The sequence below is a fragment of the uncultured Dokdonia sp. genome (genome assembly GCF_947496725.1).
In the GTDB taxonomy this organism is placed as follows: Bacteria; Bacteroidota; Bacteroidia; order Flavobacteriales; family Flavobacteriaceae; genus Dokdonia.
The window spans coordinates 114,827-134,358 of sequence record NZ_CANMDS010000001.1; the positions used below are offsets into that span (position 1 = coordinate 114,827).

17 protein-coding genes and 1 tRNA gene are annotated in these 19,532 nt (G+C 37.6%); 10 read left to right on the forward strand and 8 right to left on the reverse strand.

Features of this window, described 5'->3' with window-relative positions; genetic code table 11:
• The first annotated feature begins 271 nt into the window (after window positions 1-271).
• The 3 genes from pheT to Q0948_RS00535 all read left to right on the forward strand — a co-directional run bounded on the left by pheT (window position 272) and on the right by Q0948_RS00535 (window position 4,156).
• Window positions 272-2,698 (forward strand): phenylalanine--tRNA ligase subunit beta, encoded by a 2,427-nt coding sequence (gene pheT / locus Q0948_RS00525; RefSeq protein WP_298348582.1) that lies wholly within the window; start codon window positions 272-274, stop codon window positions 2,696-2,698.
• Window positions 2,699-2,910: 212 nt separating this feature from the next.
• Window positions 2,911-3,633 (forward strand): hypothetical protein, encoded by a 723-nt coding sequence (locus Q0948_RS00530; RefSeq protein ID WP_298348580.1) that lies wholly within the window; start codon window positions 2,911-2,913, stop codon window positions 3,631-3,633.
• Between the two features lie 4 nt (window positions 3,634-3,637).
• Window positions 3,638-4,156: a DUF2007 domain-containing protein gene (locus Q0948_RS00535; protein WP_298348578.1), complete on the forward strand. Its 519-nt coding sequence runs from the start codon at window positions 3,638-3,640 to the stop codon at window positions 4,154-4,156.
• Window positions 4,157-4,165: 9 nt separating this feature from the next.
• On the opposite strand, the gene Q0948_RS00540 is transcribed toward Q0948_RS00535, so the two are convergent.
• Window positions 4,166-5,785, reverse strand: coding sequence for an ABC-F family ATP-binding cassette domain-containing protein (locus Q0948_RS00540; protein ID WP_298348576.1), 1,620 nt, complete (start codon window positions 5,783-5,785; stop codon window positions 4,166-4,168).
• A 167-nt stretch (window positions 5,786-5,952) separates the two neighbouring features.
• Between Q0948_RS00540 and Q0948_RS00545 the strand changes: the two genes are divergently transcribed.
• Entirely contained in the window at window positions 5,953-7,365 is a 1,413-nt protein-coding gene (locus Q0948_RS00545) for a thioredoxin-like domain-containing protein (protein ID WP_298348574.1), read from the forward strand.
• Window positions 7,366-7,434: 69 nt separating this feature from the next.
• On the opposite strand, the gene fsa is transcribed toward Q0948_RS00545, so the two are convergent.
• From fsa to Q0948_RS00565, 4 genes are all read right to left on the reverse strand, one after another.
• Window positions 7,435-8,091 carry a fructose-6-phosphate aldolase gene (gene fsa / locus Q0948_RS00550; protein WP_298348572.1) on the reverse strand — a complete coding sequence of 219 codons (657 nt, stop codon included), beginning with the start codon at window positions 8,089-8,091 and terminating at the stop codon, window positions 7,435-7,437.
• 81 nt (window positions 8,092-8,172) lie between these two features.
• Complete coding sequence (locus Q0948_RS00555) at window positions 8,173-8,976, reverse strand: SDR family oxidoreductase (protein WP_298348570.1); 804 nt, start codon at window positions 8,974-8,976, stop codon at window positions 8,173-8,175.
• A gap of 166 nt (window positions 8,977-9,142) precedes the next feature.
• Window positions 9,143-9,586, reverse strand: a complete 444-nt coding sequence (locus Q0948_RS00560; RefSeq protein ID WP_298348568.1) for a thioredoxin family protein — start codon at window positions 9,584-9,586, stop codon at window positions 9,143-9,145.
• 96 nt (window positions 9,587-9,682) lie between these two features.
• Complete coding sequence (locus Q0948_RS00565; RefSeq protein ID WP_298348566.1) at window positions 9,683-10,315, reverse strand: NAD(P)H-dependent oxidoreductase; 633 nt, start codon at window positions 10,313-10,315, stop codon at window positions 9,683-9,685.
• Window positions 10,316-10,405: 90 nt separating this feature from the next.
• On the opposite strand from Q0948_RS00565, the gene Q0948_RS00570 reads away from it, so the two are divergent.
• The 6 genes from Q0948_RS00570 to Q0948_RS00595 all read left to right on the forward strand — a co-directional run bounded on the left by Q0948_RS00570 (window position 10,406) and on the right by Q0948_RS00595 (window position 16,625).
• Complete coding sequence (locus Q0948_RS00570; protein WP_298348564.1) at window positions 10,406-10,801, forward strand: acyl-CoA thioesterase; 396 nt, start codon at window positions 10,406-10,408, stop codon at window positions 10,799-10,801.
• Between the two features lie 44 nt (window positions 10,802-10,845).
• Window positions 10,846-11,469 carry an ElyC/SanA/YdcF family protein gene (locus Q0948_RS00575; protein ID WP_298348562.1) on the forward strand — a complete coding sequence of 208 codons (624 nt, stop codon included), beginning with the start codon at window positions 10,846-10,848 and terminating at the stop codon, window positions 11,467-11,469.
• A 56-nt stretch (window positions 11,470-11,525) separates the two neighbouring features.
• Window positions 11,526-13,955 (forward strand): gliding motility-associated ABC transporter substrate-binding protein GldG, encoded by a 2,430-nt coding sequence (gene gldG / locus Q0948_RS00580; RefSeq protein ID WP_299230755.1) that lies wholly within the window; start codon window positions 11,526-11,528, stop codon window positions 13,953-13,955.
• A gap of 119 nt (window positions 13,956-14,074) precedes the next feature.
• Window positions 14,075-15,193, forward strand: coding sequence for a DNA polymerase III subunit beta (dnaN, locus tag Q0948_RS00585; protein WP_021778818.1), 1,119 nt, complete (start codon window positions 14,075-14,077; stop codon window positions 15,191-15,193).
• 167 nt (window positions 15,194-15,360) lie between these two features.
• The gene (locus Q0948_RS00590) at window positions 15,361-16,431 is read left to right on the forward strand and encodes a M28 family metallopeptidase (protein ID WP_035324609.1); all 1,071 of its coding nucleotides are present in this window, start codon (window positions 15,361-15,363) and stop codon (window positions 16,429-16,431) included.
• 118 nt (window positions 16,432-16,549) lie between these two features.
• Window positions 16,550-16,625 (forward strand) — tRNA-His (locus Q0948_RS00595).
• A gap of 63 nt (window positions 16,626-16,688) precedes the next feature.
• On the opposite strand, the gene bshB1 is transcribed toward Q0948_RS00595, so the two are convergent.
• Genes bshB1 through Q0948_RS00610 form a run of 3 tightly spaced genes read right to left on the reverse strand, consistent with a single transcriptional unit; the run spans window position 16,689 to window position 19,429 of the window.
• Window positions 16,689-17,405: a bacillithiol biosynthesis deacetylase BshB1 gene (gene bshB1 / locus Q0948_RS00600; protein ID WP_298348552.1), complete on the reverse strand. Its 717-nt coding sequence runs from the start codon at window positions 17,403-17,405 to the stop codon at window positions 16,689-16,691.
• Between the two features lie 41 nt (window positions 17,406-17,446).
• Complete coding sequence (locus Q0948_RS00605) at window positions 17,447-18,241, reverse strand: hypothetical protein (protein ID WP_298348550.1); 795 nt, start codon at window positions 18,239-18,241, stop codon at window positions 17,447-17,449.
• Between the two features lie 12 nt (window positions 18,242-18,253).
• Window positions 18,254-19,429, reverse strand: a complete 1,176-nt coding sequence (locus Q0948_RS00610) for an aminotransferase class I/II-fold pyridoxal phosphate-dependent enzyme (protein WP_298348547.1) — start codon at window positions 19,427-19,429, stop codon at window positions 18,254-18,256.
• Window positions 19,430-19,532 lie beyond the last annotated feature (103 nt).

A 19,532-nucleotide genomic window follows, 5' to 3' on the forward strand; every position in this document is an offset into this window, starting at 1 on the left:
AGGCACACACCACTATATCACACCTCAAACTTTAATAAACACCTACCTCTTTTCCAGTCAAACGATTATCTTACAACTCAGTAACAACAACTTTAAAAAAGACGTGACAATCACTTTATTAAGTTAAGTACAAAATATGCGATTATAAGTAGTAAAATGGGGATATATACGCTTTCGCGAAAGCGTAAAAAACTACACAGATACTCTCTCTTCTCCTTTGCCTACTTGCTTACTTATCCTATATTTGCCTACTTCAAAAAGCTCCATTTTTATGAAAATTTCTTACAACTGGTTAAAGCAGTTTATTGATATAGATTGGGATGCCGAAAAAACTGGCGAACTCCTAACAGACCTAGGTCTAGAGATAGAAGGTATAGATACTTACCAAAGTGTAAAAGGCGGTCTAGAAGGGATTGTAATAGGTCACGTGCTCACCTGCGAGCAACACAGCAATGCAGACAAGCTTAAAGTAACTACGGTAGACATAGGTGCTGAGGCTCCTGTACAGATAGTGTGTGGCGCGCCAAATGTAGCTGCAGGTCAAAAAGTACCAGTCGCAACTATAGGCACTACGCTATACACAGAAGAAGGTGAAGCGTGGAAAATTAAGAAAGGAAAAATACGTGGTGAGGAATCTCACGGTATGATCTGTGCAGAAGATGAGCTAGGCCTAGGTAAGAGTCACGACGGTATTATGATACTAGACGAGGCACTTGTACCAGGAACACCAGCTGCTCAAGTTTTTGAAATAGAAAATGATCAAGTTTTTGAAATAGGCCTTACGCCTAACCGTGCAGATGCTATGAGTCACTGGGGTGTTGCCCGTGATCTTAAAGCTGGATTGTTACAGAAAGAGATAAACAAAGGACTTATCACTCCATCTACCTCTTCTTTTAAAATAGAAAAGCGTGTACACAAAATAGATGTAGATGTACTAGACTCAGAAAAAGCACCACGCTACGCGGGAGTTGTGATAAGCGGTCTTAAAGTAGAAGACTCGCCAGAGTGGTTACAACACAGGCTTAAAGCTATAGGCCTCTCGCCTATTAATAATATTGTAGATGCGACTAATTATGTACTTCACGAGCTAGGGCAGCCGCTACACGCCTTTGACCTTAGTAAAATCACTGGAGAAAAGATTGAAGTACGCACACTAGAAGCTGGAACAAAGTTTACGACACTAGATGGTGTAGAACGTGAACTACACGAAGATGATCTTATGATCTGTGATGCAGAGAAACCTATGTGTATTGCTGGAGTTTTTGGCGGTTTACATAGTGGCGTTTCAGAAAATACAAATGCCATCTTTTTAGAAAGCGCTTACTTTAACCCTGTGGCTGTGCGTAAAACAGCAAAGCGCCACGGGCTTAATACAGACGCATCTTTTCGTTTTGAGAGAGGTATAGATCCTAATATTACTGAGTATGCACTTACAAGAGCTGCTATACTTATTATGGAGATTGCCGGTGGAGAGATTACAAGCGAGATAGTAGATATCTACCCTAAAAAGATAGAAGACCAGCAGGTGTTCTTAAACTTTGATAATACTACAAAACTTATAGGCCAAGAATTACCTCGTGAGGTGATTAAAGAAATTTTAATGTCACTAGATATTAAAATTAACAATGTGACAGAAAGCGGGATAGGTATGACCATACCAGCTTTTAGAAATGATGTAACTAGAGAGGCAGATGTTATAGAAGAGATACTACGTGTATACGGTTATAACAACATCTCTTTTGGCAACAAGCTTAATGCTACCGTATCATCTACCTCAAAATTTGATGATCACAGAGTAAGTGATGTAGTGGGTAATCAACTCGCGGCACAAGGCTTCTATGAGATGATGGCAAACAGCCTTACCACTCCAGCCTATACAACACTTTCTGAAAATCTTAAAGATGCATACAATGTAGAGATGCTTAACCCGCTAGGTAAAGAACTTAGTGTAATGAGACAGTCTATGCTGTTTTCTGGACTTGAAGCAATCTCGTACAATGTAAATCGCCGTCGTAGTGATATAAAGCTCTTTGAGTTTGGAAAAACGTATCACAATTACCCAGGTGAGCGCAAGGAAGATAAGCACCTTGCATTATTTGTAACAGGTAATCGCAACAGTGAGTCGTGGACGGGTACTAGCACTCCTACTAACTTCTTTTACTTAAAAGGTGTTGTGACATCAGTACTAGAAAAACTTAATATTACCAGAGTACGTCCTTCGAGTGTGAAAAATGATTTATTTTCTGAAGCTGTAGGTTTATCTCTTGGAAAACAAGAAGTGGTAACCTACGGTATTGTAAAGAAAAGTGTTTTAAAGAAATTTGACATTTCTCAAGACGTATACTTTGCAGATTTTAACTGGGACGCGATTTTAGAGATTGCTGCTCGTAATAAAGTACGCTTTAAAGATATTCCAAAGTATCCATCTGTGCGCAGAGACTTTGCCTTATTACTTGACACAAAGGTCCAGTTTGAAGAGGTTGCAACGCTTGCAAAACAAACGGAAAAGCAATTACTCAAAGAAGTAAACCTTTTTGATGTATATGAAGGTAAAAACTTGCCAGAAGGAAAGAAAAGTTATGCTGTGAGTTTCTTATTACAAGATGAAAACAAAACACTTACAGATAAGAATATTGACAAAGTGATGAATAAACTGCAACAACGTTTTGAAAAAGAACTAGGAGCAACGCTTAGATAATCATTTTAACAAATTACTTTAAGCCCCAAATTTTCAAGAAAATTTGGGGCTTTTTTATTGTCTACAATCGAGGCATCTTACAATTAGATAAGCACAACTTACTGCTCTTAAGACCTTAACATATTTGTTTAATAGTTTCAATAATTTTATACAGTATGACTGTTGCATTGACATTGCGGCTTTTGTATTGTATATTTAGTAGAAAAAAAGAGATGCTATTAACCAGAACAAACATTCACAACAAATTATTACGTGAGCGCAGCAAGAGTGAGCAAGAGCAAGATATTCTGGCTCAAGTAGAAGCTATTTTTACACAAGACCGCTTTCGCGAAAGCGGAATCTTAAAAACCCTTAATAGTCCTTCTGGCTCAGGTTACAATGAGTTTAACATAGACCTACTGGCTGCCGAAAATATATTCCACATTAAACAAATAGAAAAGATTTGTATAGATTACAGACTTCGTTTTCTAGACACAAAGTACTTTAAAGGTAAATATCCACAGCAAGCGCTAGACAATATTAAATATCTTGAAAACACGCACAATACAGAGCTAGATGGTTTTAAAATCATAGCTCCGTCAAAAATGTTTGTACTAGAAAAAGCAGACGACCCTTTACTTTTTGCCCCTATGGGTAATGGCTATTACTACCTCATACATAAATGGGGAAATGACCTTAACCCCTTTAGAAAGCAGTGGGCTTGGTCTTTTAAATCTTTTGAAAACCTTATCGTAACCACACTTTTAATAAGCCTAATAGCCACTATGCTTATACCAGATGGTCTTTTTACAAAGAATCAAGATTTAAGTCAAGATGTTATGGTCTTTTTCTTTATGTTTAAGTCCATCGCAGCGATTGTGTTATTTTATGCCTTTGCACTAGGTAAAAATTTCAACAAAGCGATATGGAATAGCACTTACGATAAAACAAGATAACTATATGAGTATACTACCAGATTCCCGTTATGAGAAGATCCACACTGGATCTGCCATTGAGACAAAACGTTTACAGATCATTCTAGAAGAACAAGGAATCCCTAGTATACTGAGAGATGATAATGAGAGTGCAAAGCTAGCTGGTTATGCACTGGGCTCTCCAGATCAATCAAGACTACTGGTTGACAAGGAACATCTAGTAAAAGCAAAACACGTCGTAGCAGCGACCCTAGAGGATTTTAAAACTAATGCCCTTACAGATGATGAGCTTAACTCGCTCTCACAAGAAGAATCGCAAAGTGAACCTCTAAAAACGATCTCTAAAAGTACTACAGAAAAGAAAAAGCCAGGAGTATCTCCTGGCCGTCTTATCTTTTATGTACTCTTCTTATTATACTCCTTATGGCGTTTATCACCTTTATTAAGAGGTGAGGAATTACCATTACTTCGCATTATAATAAGCGGCGCGTTAAGCATATTCTGTATTTATATGCTCATCTCTTACTTCACTAATAAAAAGTAAGGGAGTAGCCTACTCGTACATCGCCATACGCTGCTCCTTGATGCTCTTATCACTCATATACTCATCAAAGTTCATAAAGCGATCTATAACTCCTTTAGGAGTAAGCTCTATTACACGGTTACCTACTGTGCTTGCAAACTCGTGATCGTGTGTAGTAAGCATTACAGTACCTTTAAAGTTTTTAAGCGCATTGTTAAACGCTGTAATAGACTCAAGGTCTAAGTGGTTTGTAGGCTCATCTACCATTAAGATGTTTGCACGCTTCATCATCATTTTTGAAATCATACAGCGCACTTTTTCTCCTCCAGATAATACGTCTGACATCTTAAGTGCTTCTTCACCAGAAAAAATCATTTTTCCTAAGAAACCTCTTAAGAAAACCTCTTCCCTCTCCTCTTCTGTTTGTGCATACTGGCGTAACCAGTCTACAAGGTTGAGCGTTCCGTCTTGAAAGTACGATGAGTTATCTAGCGGTAAATATGACTGTGTTGTTGTTACCCCAAAATCAAAACTACCGCTATCTGGAGTTTGATTACCATTTATAATCTCGTAAAATGCTGTAGTAGCACGACTATCACGAGAAAACAATACTGCTTTATCTCCTTTATTTAAGTTTATATCTACGCCCTTAAATAGTGTATCTCCATCTAGACTTGCAGTAAGACCAGCACAATTAAAAATCTGATCTCCTGCCTCACGATCCCTGTCAAATATAATACCTGGGTAACGACGGCTAGAAGGCTTAATTTCTTCTATATTAAGTTTATCTATCATCTTTTTACGAGATGTAGCTTGCTTAGATTTTGCAACGTTTGCAGAGAATCTAGCGATAAACTCTTGTAACTCTTTTTTCTTCTCTTCTGCTTTTTTGTTTTGCTGTGCTCTCTGTCGCGCTGCTAGTTGAGATGACTCATACCAGAAGGTATAGTTACCACTATAATGAGTAATCTTACCGTGATCTATATCTGATATGTGTGTACATACCGCATCAAGAAAGTGACGGTCGTGAGAGACTACAATCACACAATTCTCATAGTTTGCTAAGAAGTTTTCTAACCAAGCAATCGTCTCATAATCCAGGTCGTTTGTAGGCTCATCCATAATAAGCACATCTGGATTACCAAAAAGTGCCTGTGCAATTAAGACACGTACACGTTGCTTACCATCTAGATCTGCCATAGATGTGTGATGAAGCTCCTCTTTTATACCAAGGTTAGATAGCATTGTAGCTGCGTCACTATCTGCATTCCAGCCATTCATCTCTTCAAACTGTACTTGAAGCTCTCCTATACGGTCTGCATTCTCATCTGAGTAGTCTGCATATAATGCATCAATCTCAGATTTGATTTTATATAATGGCTTATTACCCATTACCACAGTCTCAAGTACGGCAAACTCATCATAAGCATAGTGATTTTGCTCTAGTACAGACATACGCTTACCTGGCTCTAGGTGAACGTGACCAGAAGTAGGGTCTTGCTGTCCCGTTAATATTTTAAGGAAAGTAGACTTTCCTGCACCATTTGCACCTATAATACCGTAGCAATTGCCATTAAGAAACGAAGTGTTTACCTCGTCAAATAAAACGCGTTTACCAAATTGAACCGAAAGATTAGAAACTGATAACATAAAATTGTCTGTTTAGAGCCTGCAAAAATACCCATAATTAAAGAAATTTTAAACATAAGTATAGTTAAATGCTTTTAACGTGGCTTTAACAACTTCAATACACCTTTAAACTTATTTTTGAGAACAATGCGCTATGCTTGCTTTTCAAGCATAAATTAATACCCTATATGAAATATCACATCGCCCTTCTCTCGTTACTTGTAGTATGTACAAGCAGTTGCATCTCTGAAGACAAAGACAAGGCAGACGGAACCTACATAGGCGGTGAGATTATTAACCCTGTACAGAGCTATGTGCTTTTGCGCAAAGGTGAAAACGTTACAGATAGTATACCCCTAGATAGACGTAATAGATTTTTACATAAACTAGAAAATTTTGAAAGCGGCCTTTACCGCTTTGAGCACGGAGAACACCAGATTGTTCATATAGAGGAAGGTGACAGTATACTATTGCGTGTTAATACAAAAGAGTTTGATGAGTCTTTAAGCTTCTCTGGCTACGGTTCAGAAAAAAGTACTTTTCTTATAGATATGTACTTGCACTGGGAGTCTGAAAACAACAACATAAAAAGAAAGTATCAGAAAAATCCTCAAAACTTTCAAAAGACATTAGACTCAATGTCTATTATACATCAAGAAGAATTAAGCGATTTCTTAAATAATCCCGAAGCCACCTACTCAGATGATTTTATAGATATTGCCCGAGCGGTTTCAAAACTGGATAACTATCAACGCAAGGAGCTTTACCCCTTTGCTCATTATGGGAAAGATAAACTTAACTTCATTAAAACACTGCCAGGTGACTTTTACCGCTTTCGCGAAAGCGTAGATATAAATAATCCTAACCTTGATGAGTTATACGGTTTTAGAAGATATCTGGGATCATACATAAACCATCTAAGTTTTTTAAGATATGGTGACCAGTCTAAGTACGACCGTATGTCTTACGTGCATAATCACCACCAGATTGCTGTTATAGATAGTATTATTACAAATGAGCCGCTCAAGGAAAGACTTCTCAACCAGATGGCACGTATTTTTATTGCAAACAGCAATAACTCTCAAGAGGTTGCCACCCTGTTTGATGAGATAAAGGCCGTTTCTTCATCTCAAGAAACCATTGAAAACATAGATGCATTGTACTCTAACAATGAGAGTATGCAGGCCGGAAACACGATACCAGATGTTCTTATTGTAGATACTAACCTTGCAATGAGCACACTATCAAGCCGTATTACAAAGCCTACTGTGCTATACTTCTGGTCTTACTCGAGAAAGTCACATATGAACAACTCGCACCAAAAAGCAAAAGATTTACAAAGGAAATACCCAGAGTTTAACTTTATAGCGATTAATGTAAATAAAGAACAAGATAAGTGGATACGTCATCTAGATAACAAGAATTACAACTCCCTTATGGAATACCAACTTGCAAAGCCTGCTCTGGGCAGAAAGCAACTAGTGCTCAATGATATTAACAAGACAATAGTGCTAGATAAAAAAGGTGTGATTCTTAATAGCCACGCAAACATACACAGCTCAAAATTTGAGAATGAGCTCCTTGCCTATTTAAATCAATAGACCACATATAATCACATAAAAAAGCCTCCTTAATAAGGAGGCTTTTTTATGCTTAGTATTTGATGAGGATTATTTGTTACCCTTCTCATAGTCTGCTAGAAACTTAGCAAGACCACTATCTGTAAGCGGGTGTCTTAATAATCCCTCTATAGAAGATAAAGGACCTGTCATAACATCTGCCCCTATTTTTGCACAATCTATTACGTGCATTGTGTGCCTTACTGAGGCTGCTAGAATTTGTGTGTCAAACATATAGTTATCATATATGTGACGTATCTCTGTAATAAGGTTAAGTCCATCTGTAGAGATATCATCTAGTCTCCCTATAAATGGAGATACATATGTTGCACCAGCCTTTGCAGCAAGTAATGCTTGCCCGCAAGAAAACACGAGTGTACAGTTAGTACGTATCCCTTTATCAGAAAAATATTTTATAGCCTTTATACCATCCTTGATCATAGGCACCTTTACGACAATTTGCTCGTGTAATGCAGCAAGTTCCTCCCCTTCTTTAATCATCTCATCATACGTAGTAGAGATTACCTCTGCACTCACATCTCCTGTAGCAATAGCACAGATATCCTTATAGTGTTGTAAGATATTCTCACGGCCTGTGATACCTTCTTTTGCCATAAGTGATGGGTTTGTAGTTACCCCGTCAAGAACACCAAGGTCTTGCGCTTCTCTAATCTGGTCTAAGTTTGCGGTGTCTATAAAAAATTTCATAGGTTTTTCTTTTGTTGATTATACACAAATGTAGCTAAAAGTGATAAGTCGTTTCCCTTACAAGGATTAATTGTTTGTTAACTACAAGCCGTAATGGTTGAGCAACAGTTTTTCATACCAAGTATCTGGCAGCATACGCTTAAGTGCTATACTAAAACGTTGCATAAAGAACCCAACTCGATAATGCACTTTTGGATTTTTTGATTCCATAACGCGTTTTATGACTTTTGCCATAATAGCGGTGTCCATTCCTTTATCTACGTGCTCATCCATAAGAGCTAGCGTGTTCTTATAGTTATCTTTATAAGGTGAGTTATCTAGTACGGGGGCGTGATATCTACCTGCAGCAATATTGGTTGCAAAATCTCCTGGTGCAACGGTAGTCATCTTCACATTAAACTCTTTAAGTTCCATACGGTATGCCTCTGTAGTGATACCTAGTGCACCTTTTGTAGCTGAGTAAATACCACGATACGGTAACCCCATATATCCAGCTATAGATGTAATATTTATAACCATACCAGAGCGCTGTGCTCGCATAGTAGGTAATACTGCTTTAATCACTTCTAGCGCGCCAAAGTAATTTGTTTCAAAAACACGTCTCGTCTCTGTATCTGGAGTTTCTTCAAGAGGTCCGGTTATACCCATACCTGCATTATTTATAAGGTAGTCTATTTTACCTTCGGCTTTGAGAAGTGTGGCTACTGCTGCCATTATGGTTTCTGGCTTTGTTACATCAAGTGCGAGCATATGTACACCATTTTCTACACTATTTTTAGGATTACGGCTTGTACCATAGACGGTGTATGAATGATTTACTAAAAACTGCGCGATGGCTTGCCCTATACCAGAAGAGGCACCGGTGATTAAAACTACTTTTGACATATGTTATTTTAGAGTGGGGCAAAGATAAGAAGATATGACCTTTACAGATACCTTCGTTTCAAATTACTAAGGAAGAGTTGATGTGTTGTTATTACGCTTTCGCGAAAGCGTAAAAAAAAGCGCCCAATTACTTGAACGCTTTTGAAATAATTTCTTTGAACCGTTATTATAAGCGACGTGCTTTATCAAAAAACGCGTAGTACGGTGCTGTATCTCGTAGCATACTGTATCCAGACACTTCGTCTTTTCTTCTTCCGTTTGCATCTAGTAGTAGTACGGTAGGGAAAGACTTGTCTCTATTATACTCGTCTTGCAGCTTCATATTTTTCTTTTTCTGCTCTGGTGTGATGATATCTTCTCTAAAAGGGATATCTATCTCTAGTAGCACAAAGTCGTCTGCCTGCTGGATAAATTTATCTGTTTGCCAAAGATCTTTTTTAAGCATTTTGCACGGGCCACACCAGTCACTACCTGTAAAATACATTAAGATAGGCTTACCTTGACGCTGTGCTACTTTCTTTGCTTTATCAAAATCTGTGTACCATTTTGCCTGCTGCGCTTGCATAGTCGCTGCCGAAATGAGTAGTAAAAAGACGATGAATTTTTTCATTATAATTGTTTTAGGGCTATTGCAAATTTAAAAACTTCTAGAAATAAACAACAATCTTGCCACAAAATTGTAATTGCCTACAATTTACAAAACTTACTATAATTCTAAAACTGCATTTGCAATAGGTTTTCTCACCTTCTTTAAGGAAGAAAACATATCATCTTCTGCCCTATGACCTACAGGCATAACCAGTACTGGTTGTATACCGTGTTTATCTAGGTTAAGGGCCTCGCTGTAACCTTCTGGAGAAAAACCTTCCATAGGGCAGGCGTCTATCTCTTCTAACGCACAAACGGTAAGTAAATTACCCATAGCGAGATATGCTTGCTTTGTCGCCCAGAGATGATTATCTGCAACACTTACGTTTTTAAAATGGTCTAATAGATAATCTTTAAAAGGTTTTAGAACCTCGTCTGGTGTGTTGCGTATAGCCTTAACGTTATTAAAGTAATCTTCTACATAGATACCATCTACGTTTTTTTCTATACAAAATACAAGTACGTGAGAAGCATCTGCCACCTGTTGCTGGTTCATTGTTACAGGTACTAAAGCCTCTTGCTGCTTTTTATCACTTATAATTACAAGTCGCACGGGCTGTAACCCAAAACTTGTGGCCGTAAGATTAAAGGCATTTTTTAAAATATCTATTTGAGCGGTAGAGAGCATACGCTTGTTATCAAACTTTTTAGTCGCATACCTCCATTTTAAAGCTTCTATTACTTGTAGCATTTGTTCTGTTTTTAGACCTTGCAAAGATACAGACACAAGGCTGCATATCTAGTATGTTATGCAGTAAGAATTACTAAGTCACATCTACCTATGCTTACAGTACAACAACGTATTAAAGAAAGTGAGACACGCATTTTTAAAGCGGTTTTTCCTAATACGACTAATCATTATGATACCCTTTTTGGGGGTACCGCATTACATATGATGGATGAGGCTGCTTTTATATGTGCAACACGTTTTAGCCGTAAGAAAGTAGTAACTATATCTACAGATAAAATAGATTTTACAAAGGCAATTCCAGAAGGTACCATTGTAGAACTTATTGCTCGGGTGGAAACTGTGGGCAATACAAGCTGTGTGGTACGCGTTGAGATTTACAAAGAAGATATGTATAGCTATGATCGCGAGCTAGCCGTGGCGGGTAAATTTACCTTTGTCGCTATAAATGATGACAAGAAACCTATTAATATTATTGATAAGGCCTAGTGAGAAAAATTATTAAGAAAATAACCATCCTACTTTTTGCTTTTTTGGCACTCCTTGCCTGTGGGATATTTATACTCTCTGGCCACGTTAAATCTAGCACTAAAGATCAAACTTATAATAACATTACCGAGGTACCTCAAGCTTATACAGTTATTGTACTAGGTGCTAGTGTGCGATCTAACGGTGATCTATCTACTATGCTAGAAGATAGGGTCTCGAGCGCGCTCTCCCTTTATCGCGCGGGTAAAGTGTCTAGATTTTTACTCTCTGGAGATAATGGTACAAAATCTTATAATGAGCCTAAGGCTATGCAACAGTACCTTATTAACCAAGGAGTGCCAGAAGAAGATATATTTTTAGATTACGCAGGTTTTGACACCTATGATAGTATGTATCGAGCAAGCTCTGTTTTTAATGTAAAGGAAGCCATTGTAGTAACTCAAAAATTTCACCTACCTCGAGCACTTTTTATCGCAAATAGATTAGGTCTTGACTATTACGGCTTTATAGGAGATAAACATATCTACCAGCGTGAGAATGCTAATAAGCGCAGAGAACTTCTAGCAAATGTAAAAGCATACTTAGAGTTAGGCATAAGTAAAGAGCCTACCTATCTAGGGGCAAAAATCCCAATAGATGGCCCTCCTCAATCTACATACTCAGATTAAATTGTATTTCAAAAATTAAAAAATCTACTGTAGTTTTACTCAAAAAAAGCAACCCATTGTACGCAATATTAAAAAAGGAAATCACCACATTTTTCTCCTCACCTATAGGCTACTTAGTCGTAGGGTTATTTCTAGTGGTCACAGGATTATTTTTATGGGTTTTTGAAGGAGAATTTAATATTCCTAACTCAGGCTTTGCAGACCTTGCTCCATTTTTTCTTATTGCCCCGTGGATGTTTACTTTCCTTATACCTGCGGTAACTATGCGCAGTTTTAGTGAAGAAAAAAAAGCAGGAACCTTAGAGCTATTACTCACAAAACCCATTACTACGTTACAACTTACGCTAGGTAAATATCTAGGTGCTTACAGCCTCATACTTATTGCTATTATACCTACGTTAATGTATGTGCTCGCTATATATATGCTAGGTAACCCCCTAGGTAATCTCGACGTAGGTGTAACCATAGGGTCATATGCTGGACTTATACTGCTTGCTAGTATCTATACGGCATTAGGAATATTTATATCTGCCTGTACTAGTAATCAAATTGTTGCCTTTATTGCATCAGTAGGGCTTTGCTTTTTTCTCTATTTTGGAATTGAGGGTGTCGTAGCTTACAGCAGCCTAGAGGGTAGCAAAACCTTCTTATCAAGCTTAAGTATTAAATCACATTATGAAAGTATAAGCAGAGGAGTTATAGACACGAGAGACCTTATCTACTTTATAAGTGTAACTGCGTTTTTTATCATACTCACGGTATGGAGATTGCAAAAAAATCAACACACTTACGTGAAAATAATCTCTAACATAACCCAACCGCTACTCTTGTTTATAGGGTTACTACTCATAAACTATACAGGTTCATTTGCGCATAAACGTTATGACCTAACTCAAGATGGTAGGTATACCATAAGCACGCCTACTAAGGAATTATTAGACCAAATTAAAAGTCCGCTTATCATAGATGTTTTTCTTGAAGGAGACTTTCCTGCAGAATTTAAAAAGCTTCAGAACGAGACCCGCTACCTTCTTGAAGAAATGCAGGCTCACAATCCTAATATTTACTTTGAGTTTTCAAACCCAGTAGAGGCAGGTGAAACGACCGCTCAAGTAGCAGGGCAGTTTAACGAGTTTGGAATGACCACTATCCCGCTTAAAGTAAAACAAGACGGCAAGGAGACTACACAAACTATTTTCCCCTGGGCTACGATTAATTTTAATGGTAAAGCCATTCCTGTTTCTTTAGTAAAAAATGTGGTAGGATCGTCACCAGAACAGCTGGTTTATGCCTCAATTCAAAATCTTGAGTATGCCTTTGCAGAGGGGCTTAACATCTCTTTAAATGCAAAGACTAAGCGCATAGCAGTACTACGAGATAATGGTGAGTTACCAGATGCAAAAATTGCAGATATGTTCCGTAAGCTGGGCGATACTTATAATATTGCCCCCTTCCCAATGGAGGTGGCAAACCAAGACCCAGAAAAAGCACTAAAAGCCTTACAAAACACCTTTGACCTCGTAGTTATCGCAAAGCCTACAAAGGCATTTACAGAGCAACAAAAATATGTGATAGATCAATATATTATAAACGGCGGCAACAGTCTCTGGATGCTCGATGCTGTGGCAATAGAAGATGATAGTCTGCGTAATGATGCAGGTAAAACAGTTGCATTTCCTAGAGATCTCAATCTGGACGATCAACTCTTTAAGTATGGTGTACGCATAAATCCCTCACTAGTGGTAGACCTCTACTCTGCCCCGCTAAGTGTAGCATCTGGAGAAGGAAGTGAGTCACAATACATACAACTACCGTGGTTATACAGACCACAGGTACCTAGCCTTAACACCCACCCTATAAATACTAATATTGAAAAACCGGTACGCTTTAACTACGCAAACCCTATAGAACTTCTTGAGTCTAATAATGAACTCTCAAAAACAGTATTATTACAATCTAGTATCTATACAAAGCTAGAAGCAACTCCTAGAGAAATTGCACTTGCACAAGTAGATATAGAACCTCAGGAGGCAGATTTTCAAGCAGGACAACAACCACTAGCTGTTTTAGTAGAAGGTGCATTTTCTTCGGCATTTACAAATCGTGTGTTACCAGATGGAAGTGATAAAGAACGCTTTCGCGAAAGCGCAACAAACCCCTCAAAACTCATACTCATATCTGACGGTGACATTATAGCAAACGAACTAGATAGCCGCGGGCAGCCACTAGAATTAGGCTTTGACTACTACACAAGAACCAGCTATGGTAACAAAGAGTTTTTGCTTAATGCGGTTAATTACCTGCTCGATGATAATGGTCTTATTAACATAAGAAGTAAAGAAATTGCCCTTCCATTTATAGACACCCAGAAGGTTTCAAAAGAGATCACCACGTGGCAAGTCTTGACCATTGGGCTTCCGCTTGTGATACTACTTATTTTTGGCGTCATATATACCGCAATAAGAAAGCGTCGTTACGCCCGCTAGATGTTGATAAGTTAATTTCTAAAGCCGTCGCATTTCAAATATATTTGTAAGTAGTGTGCAGGTAATTTATTGCATCACTTTATATTCAATTTTCTTGCATAGCAAAACCTAATAATACTATGAAATTTATAGTCTCTAGCTCTTACCTTCTCAAACAACTACAAGTGTTGGGAGGGGTGATTAATAATAGCAACACATTACCTATACTAGATAATTTTCTTTTTGAACTTGATGGTAACGCCCTTACGGTTTCCGCATCAGATTTAGAAACTACAATGACTTCAAAACTTGATGTAGAGTCTAGTGATAATGGAGCTATTGCATTACCAGCGCGTTTGTTACTAGACACGCTTAAAACATTTCCTGAGCAACCCCTAACTTTTACTCAGCACGAAAATAACACCATAGAGATAAGCTCTAACCACGGTAAATATGCACTAGCATATGCAGATGGTGCAGAGTTTCCTAACGCCGTATCACTAGAAGATCCTAGTGTGGTAAAAATACCAGGAAGCGTGCTTGCTACGGCTATAAGCAACACCATATTTGCAACAGGTAATGACGATTTACGCCCAGTGATGAGCGGCGTTTTCTTTCAGTTTGCGACAGATGGTTTAACCTTTGTAGCAACAGATGCTCATAAGCTTGTAAAGTATGGTCGTACAGATGTTGTAGCATCACAGGCAGCAGAGTTTATTATGCCTAAAAAGCCACTTAACTTACTTAAAGGAATCCTCTCTACGTCTGACGATGAGATCTCTGTAGAGTACAACGAGAGCAATGCAAAATTTACTTTTGATAACGTAGAGCTAGTATGTAGACTTATAGATGGTAAATACCCTAACTATGAGGCCGTAATACCTAAGGAAAACCCAAATAGACTTACTATAGACCGCAACCAGTTTTTAAACTCTGTGCGTCGTGTATCTATTTTCTCAAATAAAACAACACACCAGATACGTCTTAAAATTGCTGGAGCAGAACTTAACATCTCTGCCGAAGATATAGATTACAGCAACAAGGCAGAAGAGAGACTTACTTGTGATTACCAAGGTGATGATATGCAAATAGGTTTTAACTCAAGATTCTTAACAGAGATGCTTAATAATATGAATGCAAATGATGTTTCTCTAGAGATGTCACTTCCTAATAGAGCAGGTATCTTAACTCCAGTAGATGGTCTTGATGAAGGTGAGCAAGTAACAATGCTTGTAATGCCAGTAATGCTTAACAACTAAGGGACTTACACCTCATAAAGTAATACCATAATGCCACTCTTAACTAGAGTGGCATTTTTTATGCAGTTTCTTTACGCTTTCGCGAAAGCGTACTAACAGGCTTTACAGCACTCTCCTATTTTATTCGGTTGAATTCTGTACTTTTAGCAATCTTAAAATAAATTTGAATGAAAAAATATTTTGCGCTTTTAGGTTTAAGCCTTGTAGCATTATCTTGTAATGAATCAAAAAAAGCAGTCGCTCCTACCCAAGCAGCAGACCCTGTAATAATAGATGTTACCGCTTTAGAAAGTGACGAGACAGACGTGCGTAAGTACACAAACACAATCACCGAAGGAGAACTCAAAGAAATGCTCTACGTGTATGCCAGTGATGAATTTGAAGGGCGTAACACAGGAGACCCAGGTCAAAAAAAGGCAGCAGCATACCTTGTAAACTATTACAAAGAGCTAAACGTACAACCAGGTAATAATGGTGATTACTATCAAATCGTTCCTAATACATTTTTTAGAAAAGGAAGCGGACTTAATGATTCTGAAAATGTTCTTGCTTTTATAAAAGGATCAGAAAAGCCAGAAGAGGTTCTTGTGCTCTCTGCACACCTAGATCACGTAGGTATGGATGCAAAAGGAAATGTATATAACGGTGCAGACGATGATGGCTCTGGAACAGTAGCTTTACTTGAGATTGCAGAGGCTTTTAAACAAGCTGTTAAAGATGGCAAGGGACCTAAACGCTCTATCCTATTTTTACACGTTACAGGTGAAGAAAAAGGTCTTTATGGATCAAGATATTATTCAGAAAATCCAGTATACCCACTTGCAAATACCATTGCAGATCTTAACATTGATATGATAGGCCGTAATGATGACGCGCACAAAGAAGATAACAACTATGTATACCTCATAGGCTCTGATAAGCTTAGTACAGATTTACACAATATCTCATCTGCAGTAAATGCAAAGTACTTTGACATCAACCTAGACTACCGTTATAATGTAGAAAATGAGCCTAACAGATTTTACTACCGCTCAGACCACTATAACTTTGCAAAGCACAATGTGCCAGTAATCTTCTACTTTAATGGAACGCACGATGATTATCATAAAATAAGTGATACTCCAGATAAGATTAACTATCCTTTACTTGAGAAGCGCACAAAGCTCGTTTTTGCAACAGCGTGGGAACTTGCAAACAGAAAGGAAAAACCGGTAGTAGATAAAGCCGAAAAAGAGTAAAACAGAAATAACTCATTATCAGAATTATAAAAAATGGAGCAAAAAAAATGCTCCATTTTTTTTGATAAAAGGTTGTACATCTATTAATATTAATTATCTTTGCACTCGCAATTAAAATGGTGGTTGTAGCTCAGCTGGTTAGAGCGCTGGTTTGTGGTACCAGAGGTCGCCGGTTCGAAACCGGTCTTCCACCCTTAAAAAAAGCTATCCTTCTGGATAGCTTTTTTGTTTTTATATGCCTTGTGTGTTGTGAGCTCTTATATTAAGTCAAATAGGCTATTTACAGCTGCATATCGCTCTACAGTAAAACCTTCACCATACTCTGTACCTATAAGCCTACCTAGGTCTCTTGCTCTATAGTTTATGCTATCTTTAAAAGTCTTACTAGATATAGGCGTGTCTCCTTCCTTATTATTTGGATCGTGAAACTGTGATGTGTAAGCAAACACAGACTCACATTTTCTATCTATAAAGCCTGTAACATCTACCACTACATCTGGCTCTATATTTTGCCACTGTATATAGTGATACACAGTTTTGGGACGCCATTTTTCTTGAGGCTTTCCTTCTACTATAGTTTCTATTTTTTTAAGACCGCTTAAAAAGCAAGCATCACTGGCCAGTTTACTCCCTTTACCGTGATCTATGTGCCTATCTGTAATAGCATTACAGAGTACCATTTCTGGTTGATATTTACGTATGATTTCTATAATCTTGAGCTGGCTCTCTCTATCATTTACAAAGAATCCATCTGCAAGTGCGATATTTTCTCGTACGCTCACGCCTAATATCTCTGCTGCATTTGCTGCCTCTACATCACGTATCTCTGCAGATCCTCTTGTCCCTAACTCTCCCCTTGTAAGATCAAGAATACCTACTTTCTTTCCGTTTGCTATTTCCTTTGCTATCGTTGCACCACAGCCCAACTCTACGTCGTCTGGATGCGCTCCTATAGCTAGTATGTCTAATTTCATTTTTTTATCTTTAGTTAGTAATCTTTGGAGATGGCAATAGGTTAATAAAAAAAATCTCTACAAATCTCACTATAAACTTTTCCTTTCTTTGGAGATGTAGAATATATCTTTCTTTGAACAATCCAGTTTCCATATAAATCATATTCATACTCGTTTCTAAAGAATCGTGATGACAATAAACTAGTATCTGAAATTGAATTTAACGGTTTTATGTAAGTATTTATGGGAACCATTATTAAGCTATCTGGTTGTAACTGATTTTGTAAATAAACACGATTTTTAGTTACAATTTGATTATTAATTGTGTCATATTTATATACGCTTACTGATCTAGCATCTCTGTGAATACTATCTCCAATTAAATTAACTTTAAAAGAAGACACACTCTTTAATAGATTACCTTTATTATTATACTTGACTATTTGCCCTACATAAAATGTATCGACATTAATCATTCGTAAATGTTTTAAAAATGAGTCATCAATTTTTTTGTCAAAATAAATATATTTTTCAATAAATATACCTCCTTGCTCATCTACTGTAGTATGAACCTCTAATTCATTGTCTTTAAAATTATATGAGTGATAAGAATATCCTAAATTTTTATCAAGATTATTATAAGCTTCTTGATAAAATGAAGTCACAACTTTTTTAGGATTATTGTATAAAGTGTCATTAAACAAAATTGTGTATTTACTTTTATTTGTAGTATTTTCTGATATTAATGAGTCTAAAGAACTATCAAATATTTCAAGAGCTTTTTCTACACTATCATTATTCCGAGCAGTACAAGCGCTGATTATAATAGAAATAAAAAATAGGAATTTAGCTTTCATTATTATAAAACTCTAGTCTGCTACTATTGTTGCTTTTTTAAGTACAACTTCAAGCGCTTGGTCAATATCTGCCATAAGATCTTTTTTCTCTTCTATACCTACAGAAAAGCGTATCAAGCCATCTGCAATCCCTTGTTTTGCACGCTCTTCTTCTCCTAGTAGGAAGTGAGAGGTTTGCGCTGGGCAAAGCATTGTACTCTCTACACCTGCAAGACTCATAGAAGGTTTTATGAGTTTAAGCGCTTTTTGAAACTCCTCTGCATCAATGTGTGGTGCTAACTCGAAGGACATCATACCGCCAAAACCGCTCATTTGCTTTTTTGCAAGAGCATAGTCAGGATGCGACTTGAGACCTGGATAATACACCTTATCTATTTCCTCCTTTTTATCGAGCCATTTGGCAAGTTTCTTTGCATTTCTATTTTGAGCTTTAACACGTAGCGCCATTGTCTTGATACTACGCTCGAGCATCCAGACCATAAGATCACTTAAGCTTCCTCCTAGATTTTTACCTAGGTTCCAGATACGGTCTATATGCTCTTGACTTGCTGCAACGGCTCCTGCACAGATATCACTATGACCACCCATATATTTTGTTGCCGAGTGTATCATTATATCTATCCCAAAATCTTTTGGATTTTGATTTACAGGTGATGCAAAGGTGTTATCTATCATCGTTACAATGCCGTGCTTTTTGGCTAGTGCAGAGACCATTTCCATATCTGTCACTTTCATAAGCGGGTTAGACGGTGTCTCTATGTAGATAACTTTGGTTTGTGGGGTTATCGCTTTCGCGAAAGCGGCCTCACTAAGATCTTCTGTAAACGTATAGGTGATACCATATTTATCAAACTCCTCTACCACAAGGTTATAAGTCCCTCCGTATAAAGTTTCTTGTAATACAATGTGATCTCCACTTCTTAAAAACGCAAGTAACGTTGTGCTCACTGCAGCCATACCACTGCCAAAAATCATTCCCGCCTCAGTTTTTTCTAAAGCTGCAATTTTCTTGCTTAGACCTTCTTGGTTAGGTGTATTAAAATAACGTGGGTAGCGCTTTACATCTACATCCATAAAGGCATATGAAGATGACATAAATATAGGAGAAACAGCTCCTTGAAACTGCTCGTCTTTTACTTCTCCCGTGTGAGTACAAATGGTATTGAGACCCTGGTTTGACTTTGACATAACTTTACTTTTTTTAATGTTCTAAAAATACAAAAAACACCTAGAGCACCTCTCTCATTATTAAAGAATAAAATAGTGCACTCTGGGCCAATGGCTTAGCACA

Bases quoted from the DNA above. Each gene is read 5' to 3' on its own strand.
- pheT (WP_298348582.1), top strand. From the start codon at position 272: ATGAAAATTTCTTACAACTGGTTAAAGCAGTTTATTGATATAGATTGG.
- Q0948_RS00530 (WP_298348580.1), top strand. From the start codon at position 2,911: ATGCTATTAACCAGAACAAACATTCACAACAAATTATTACGTGAGCGC.
- Q0948_RS00535 (WP_298348578.1), top strand. From the start codon at position 3,638: ATGAGTATACTACCAGATTCCCGTTATGAGAAGATCCACACTGGATCT.
- Q0948_RS00540 (WP_298348576.1), bottom strand. From the start codon at position 5,785: ATGTTATCAGTTTCTAATCTTTCGGTTCAATTTGGTAAACGCGTTTTA.
- Q0948_RS00545 (WP_298348574.1), top strand. From the start codon at position 5,953: ATGAAATATCACATCGCCCTTCTCTCGTTACTTGTAGTATGTACAAGC.
- fsa (WP_298348572.1), bottom strand. From the start codon at position 8,091: ATGAAATTTTTTATAGACACCGCAAACTTAGACCAGATTAGAGAAGCG.
- Q0948_RS00555 (WP_298348570.1), bottom strand. From the start codon at position 8,976: ATGTCAAAAGTAGTTTTAATCACCGGTGCCTCTTCTGGTATAGGGCAA.
- Q0948_RS00560 (WP_298348568.1), bottom strand. From the start codon at position 9,586: ATGAAAAAATTCATCGTCTTTTTACTACTCATTTCGGCAGCGACTATG.
- Q0948_RS00565 (WP_298348566.1), bottom strand. From the start codon at position 10,315: ATGCTACAAGTAATAGAAGCTTTAAAATGGAGGTATGCGACTAAAAAG.
- Q0948_RS00570 (WP_298348564.1), top strand. From the start codon at position 10,406: ATGCTTACAGTACAACAACGTATTAAAGAAAGTGAGACACGCATTTTT.
- dnaN (WP_021778818.1), top strand. From the start codon at position 14,075: ATGAAATTTATAGTCTCTAGCTCTTACCTTCTCAAACAACTACAAGTG.
- Q0948_RS00590 (WP_035324609.1), top strand. From the start codon at position 15,361: ATGAAAAAATATTTTGCGCTTTTAGGTTTAAGCCTTGTAGCATTATCT.
- bshB1 (WP_298348552.1), bottom strand. From the start codon at position 17,405: ATGAAATTAGACATACTAGCTATAGGAGCGCATCCAGACGACGTAGAG.
- Q0948_RS00605 (WP_298348550.1), bottom strand. From the start codon at position 18,241: ATGAAAGCTAAATTCCTATTTTTTATTTCTATTATAATCAGCGCTTGT.
- Q0948_RS00610 (WP_298348547.1), bottom strand. From the start codon at position 19,429: ATGTCAAAGTCAAACCAGGGTCTCAATACCATTTGTACTCACACGGGA.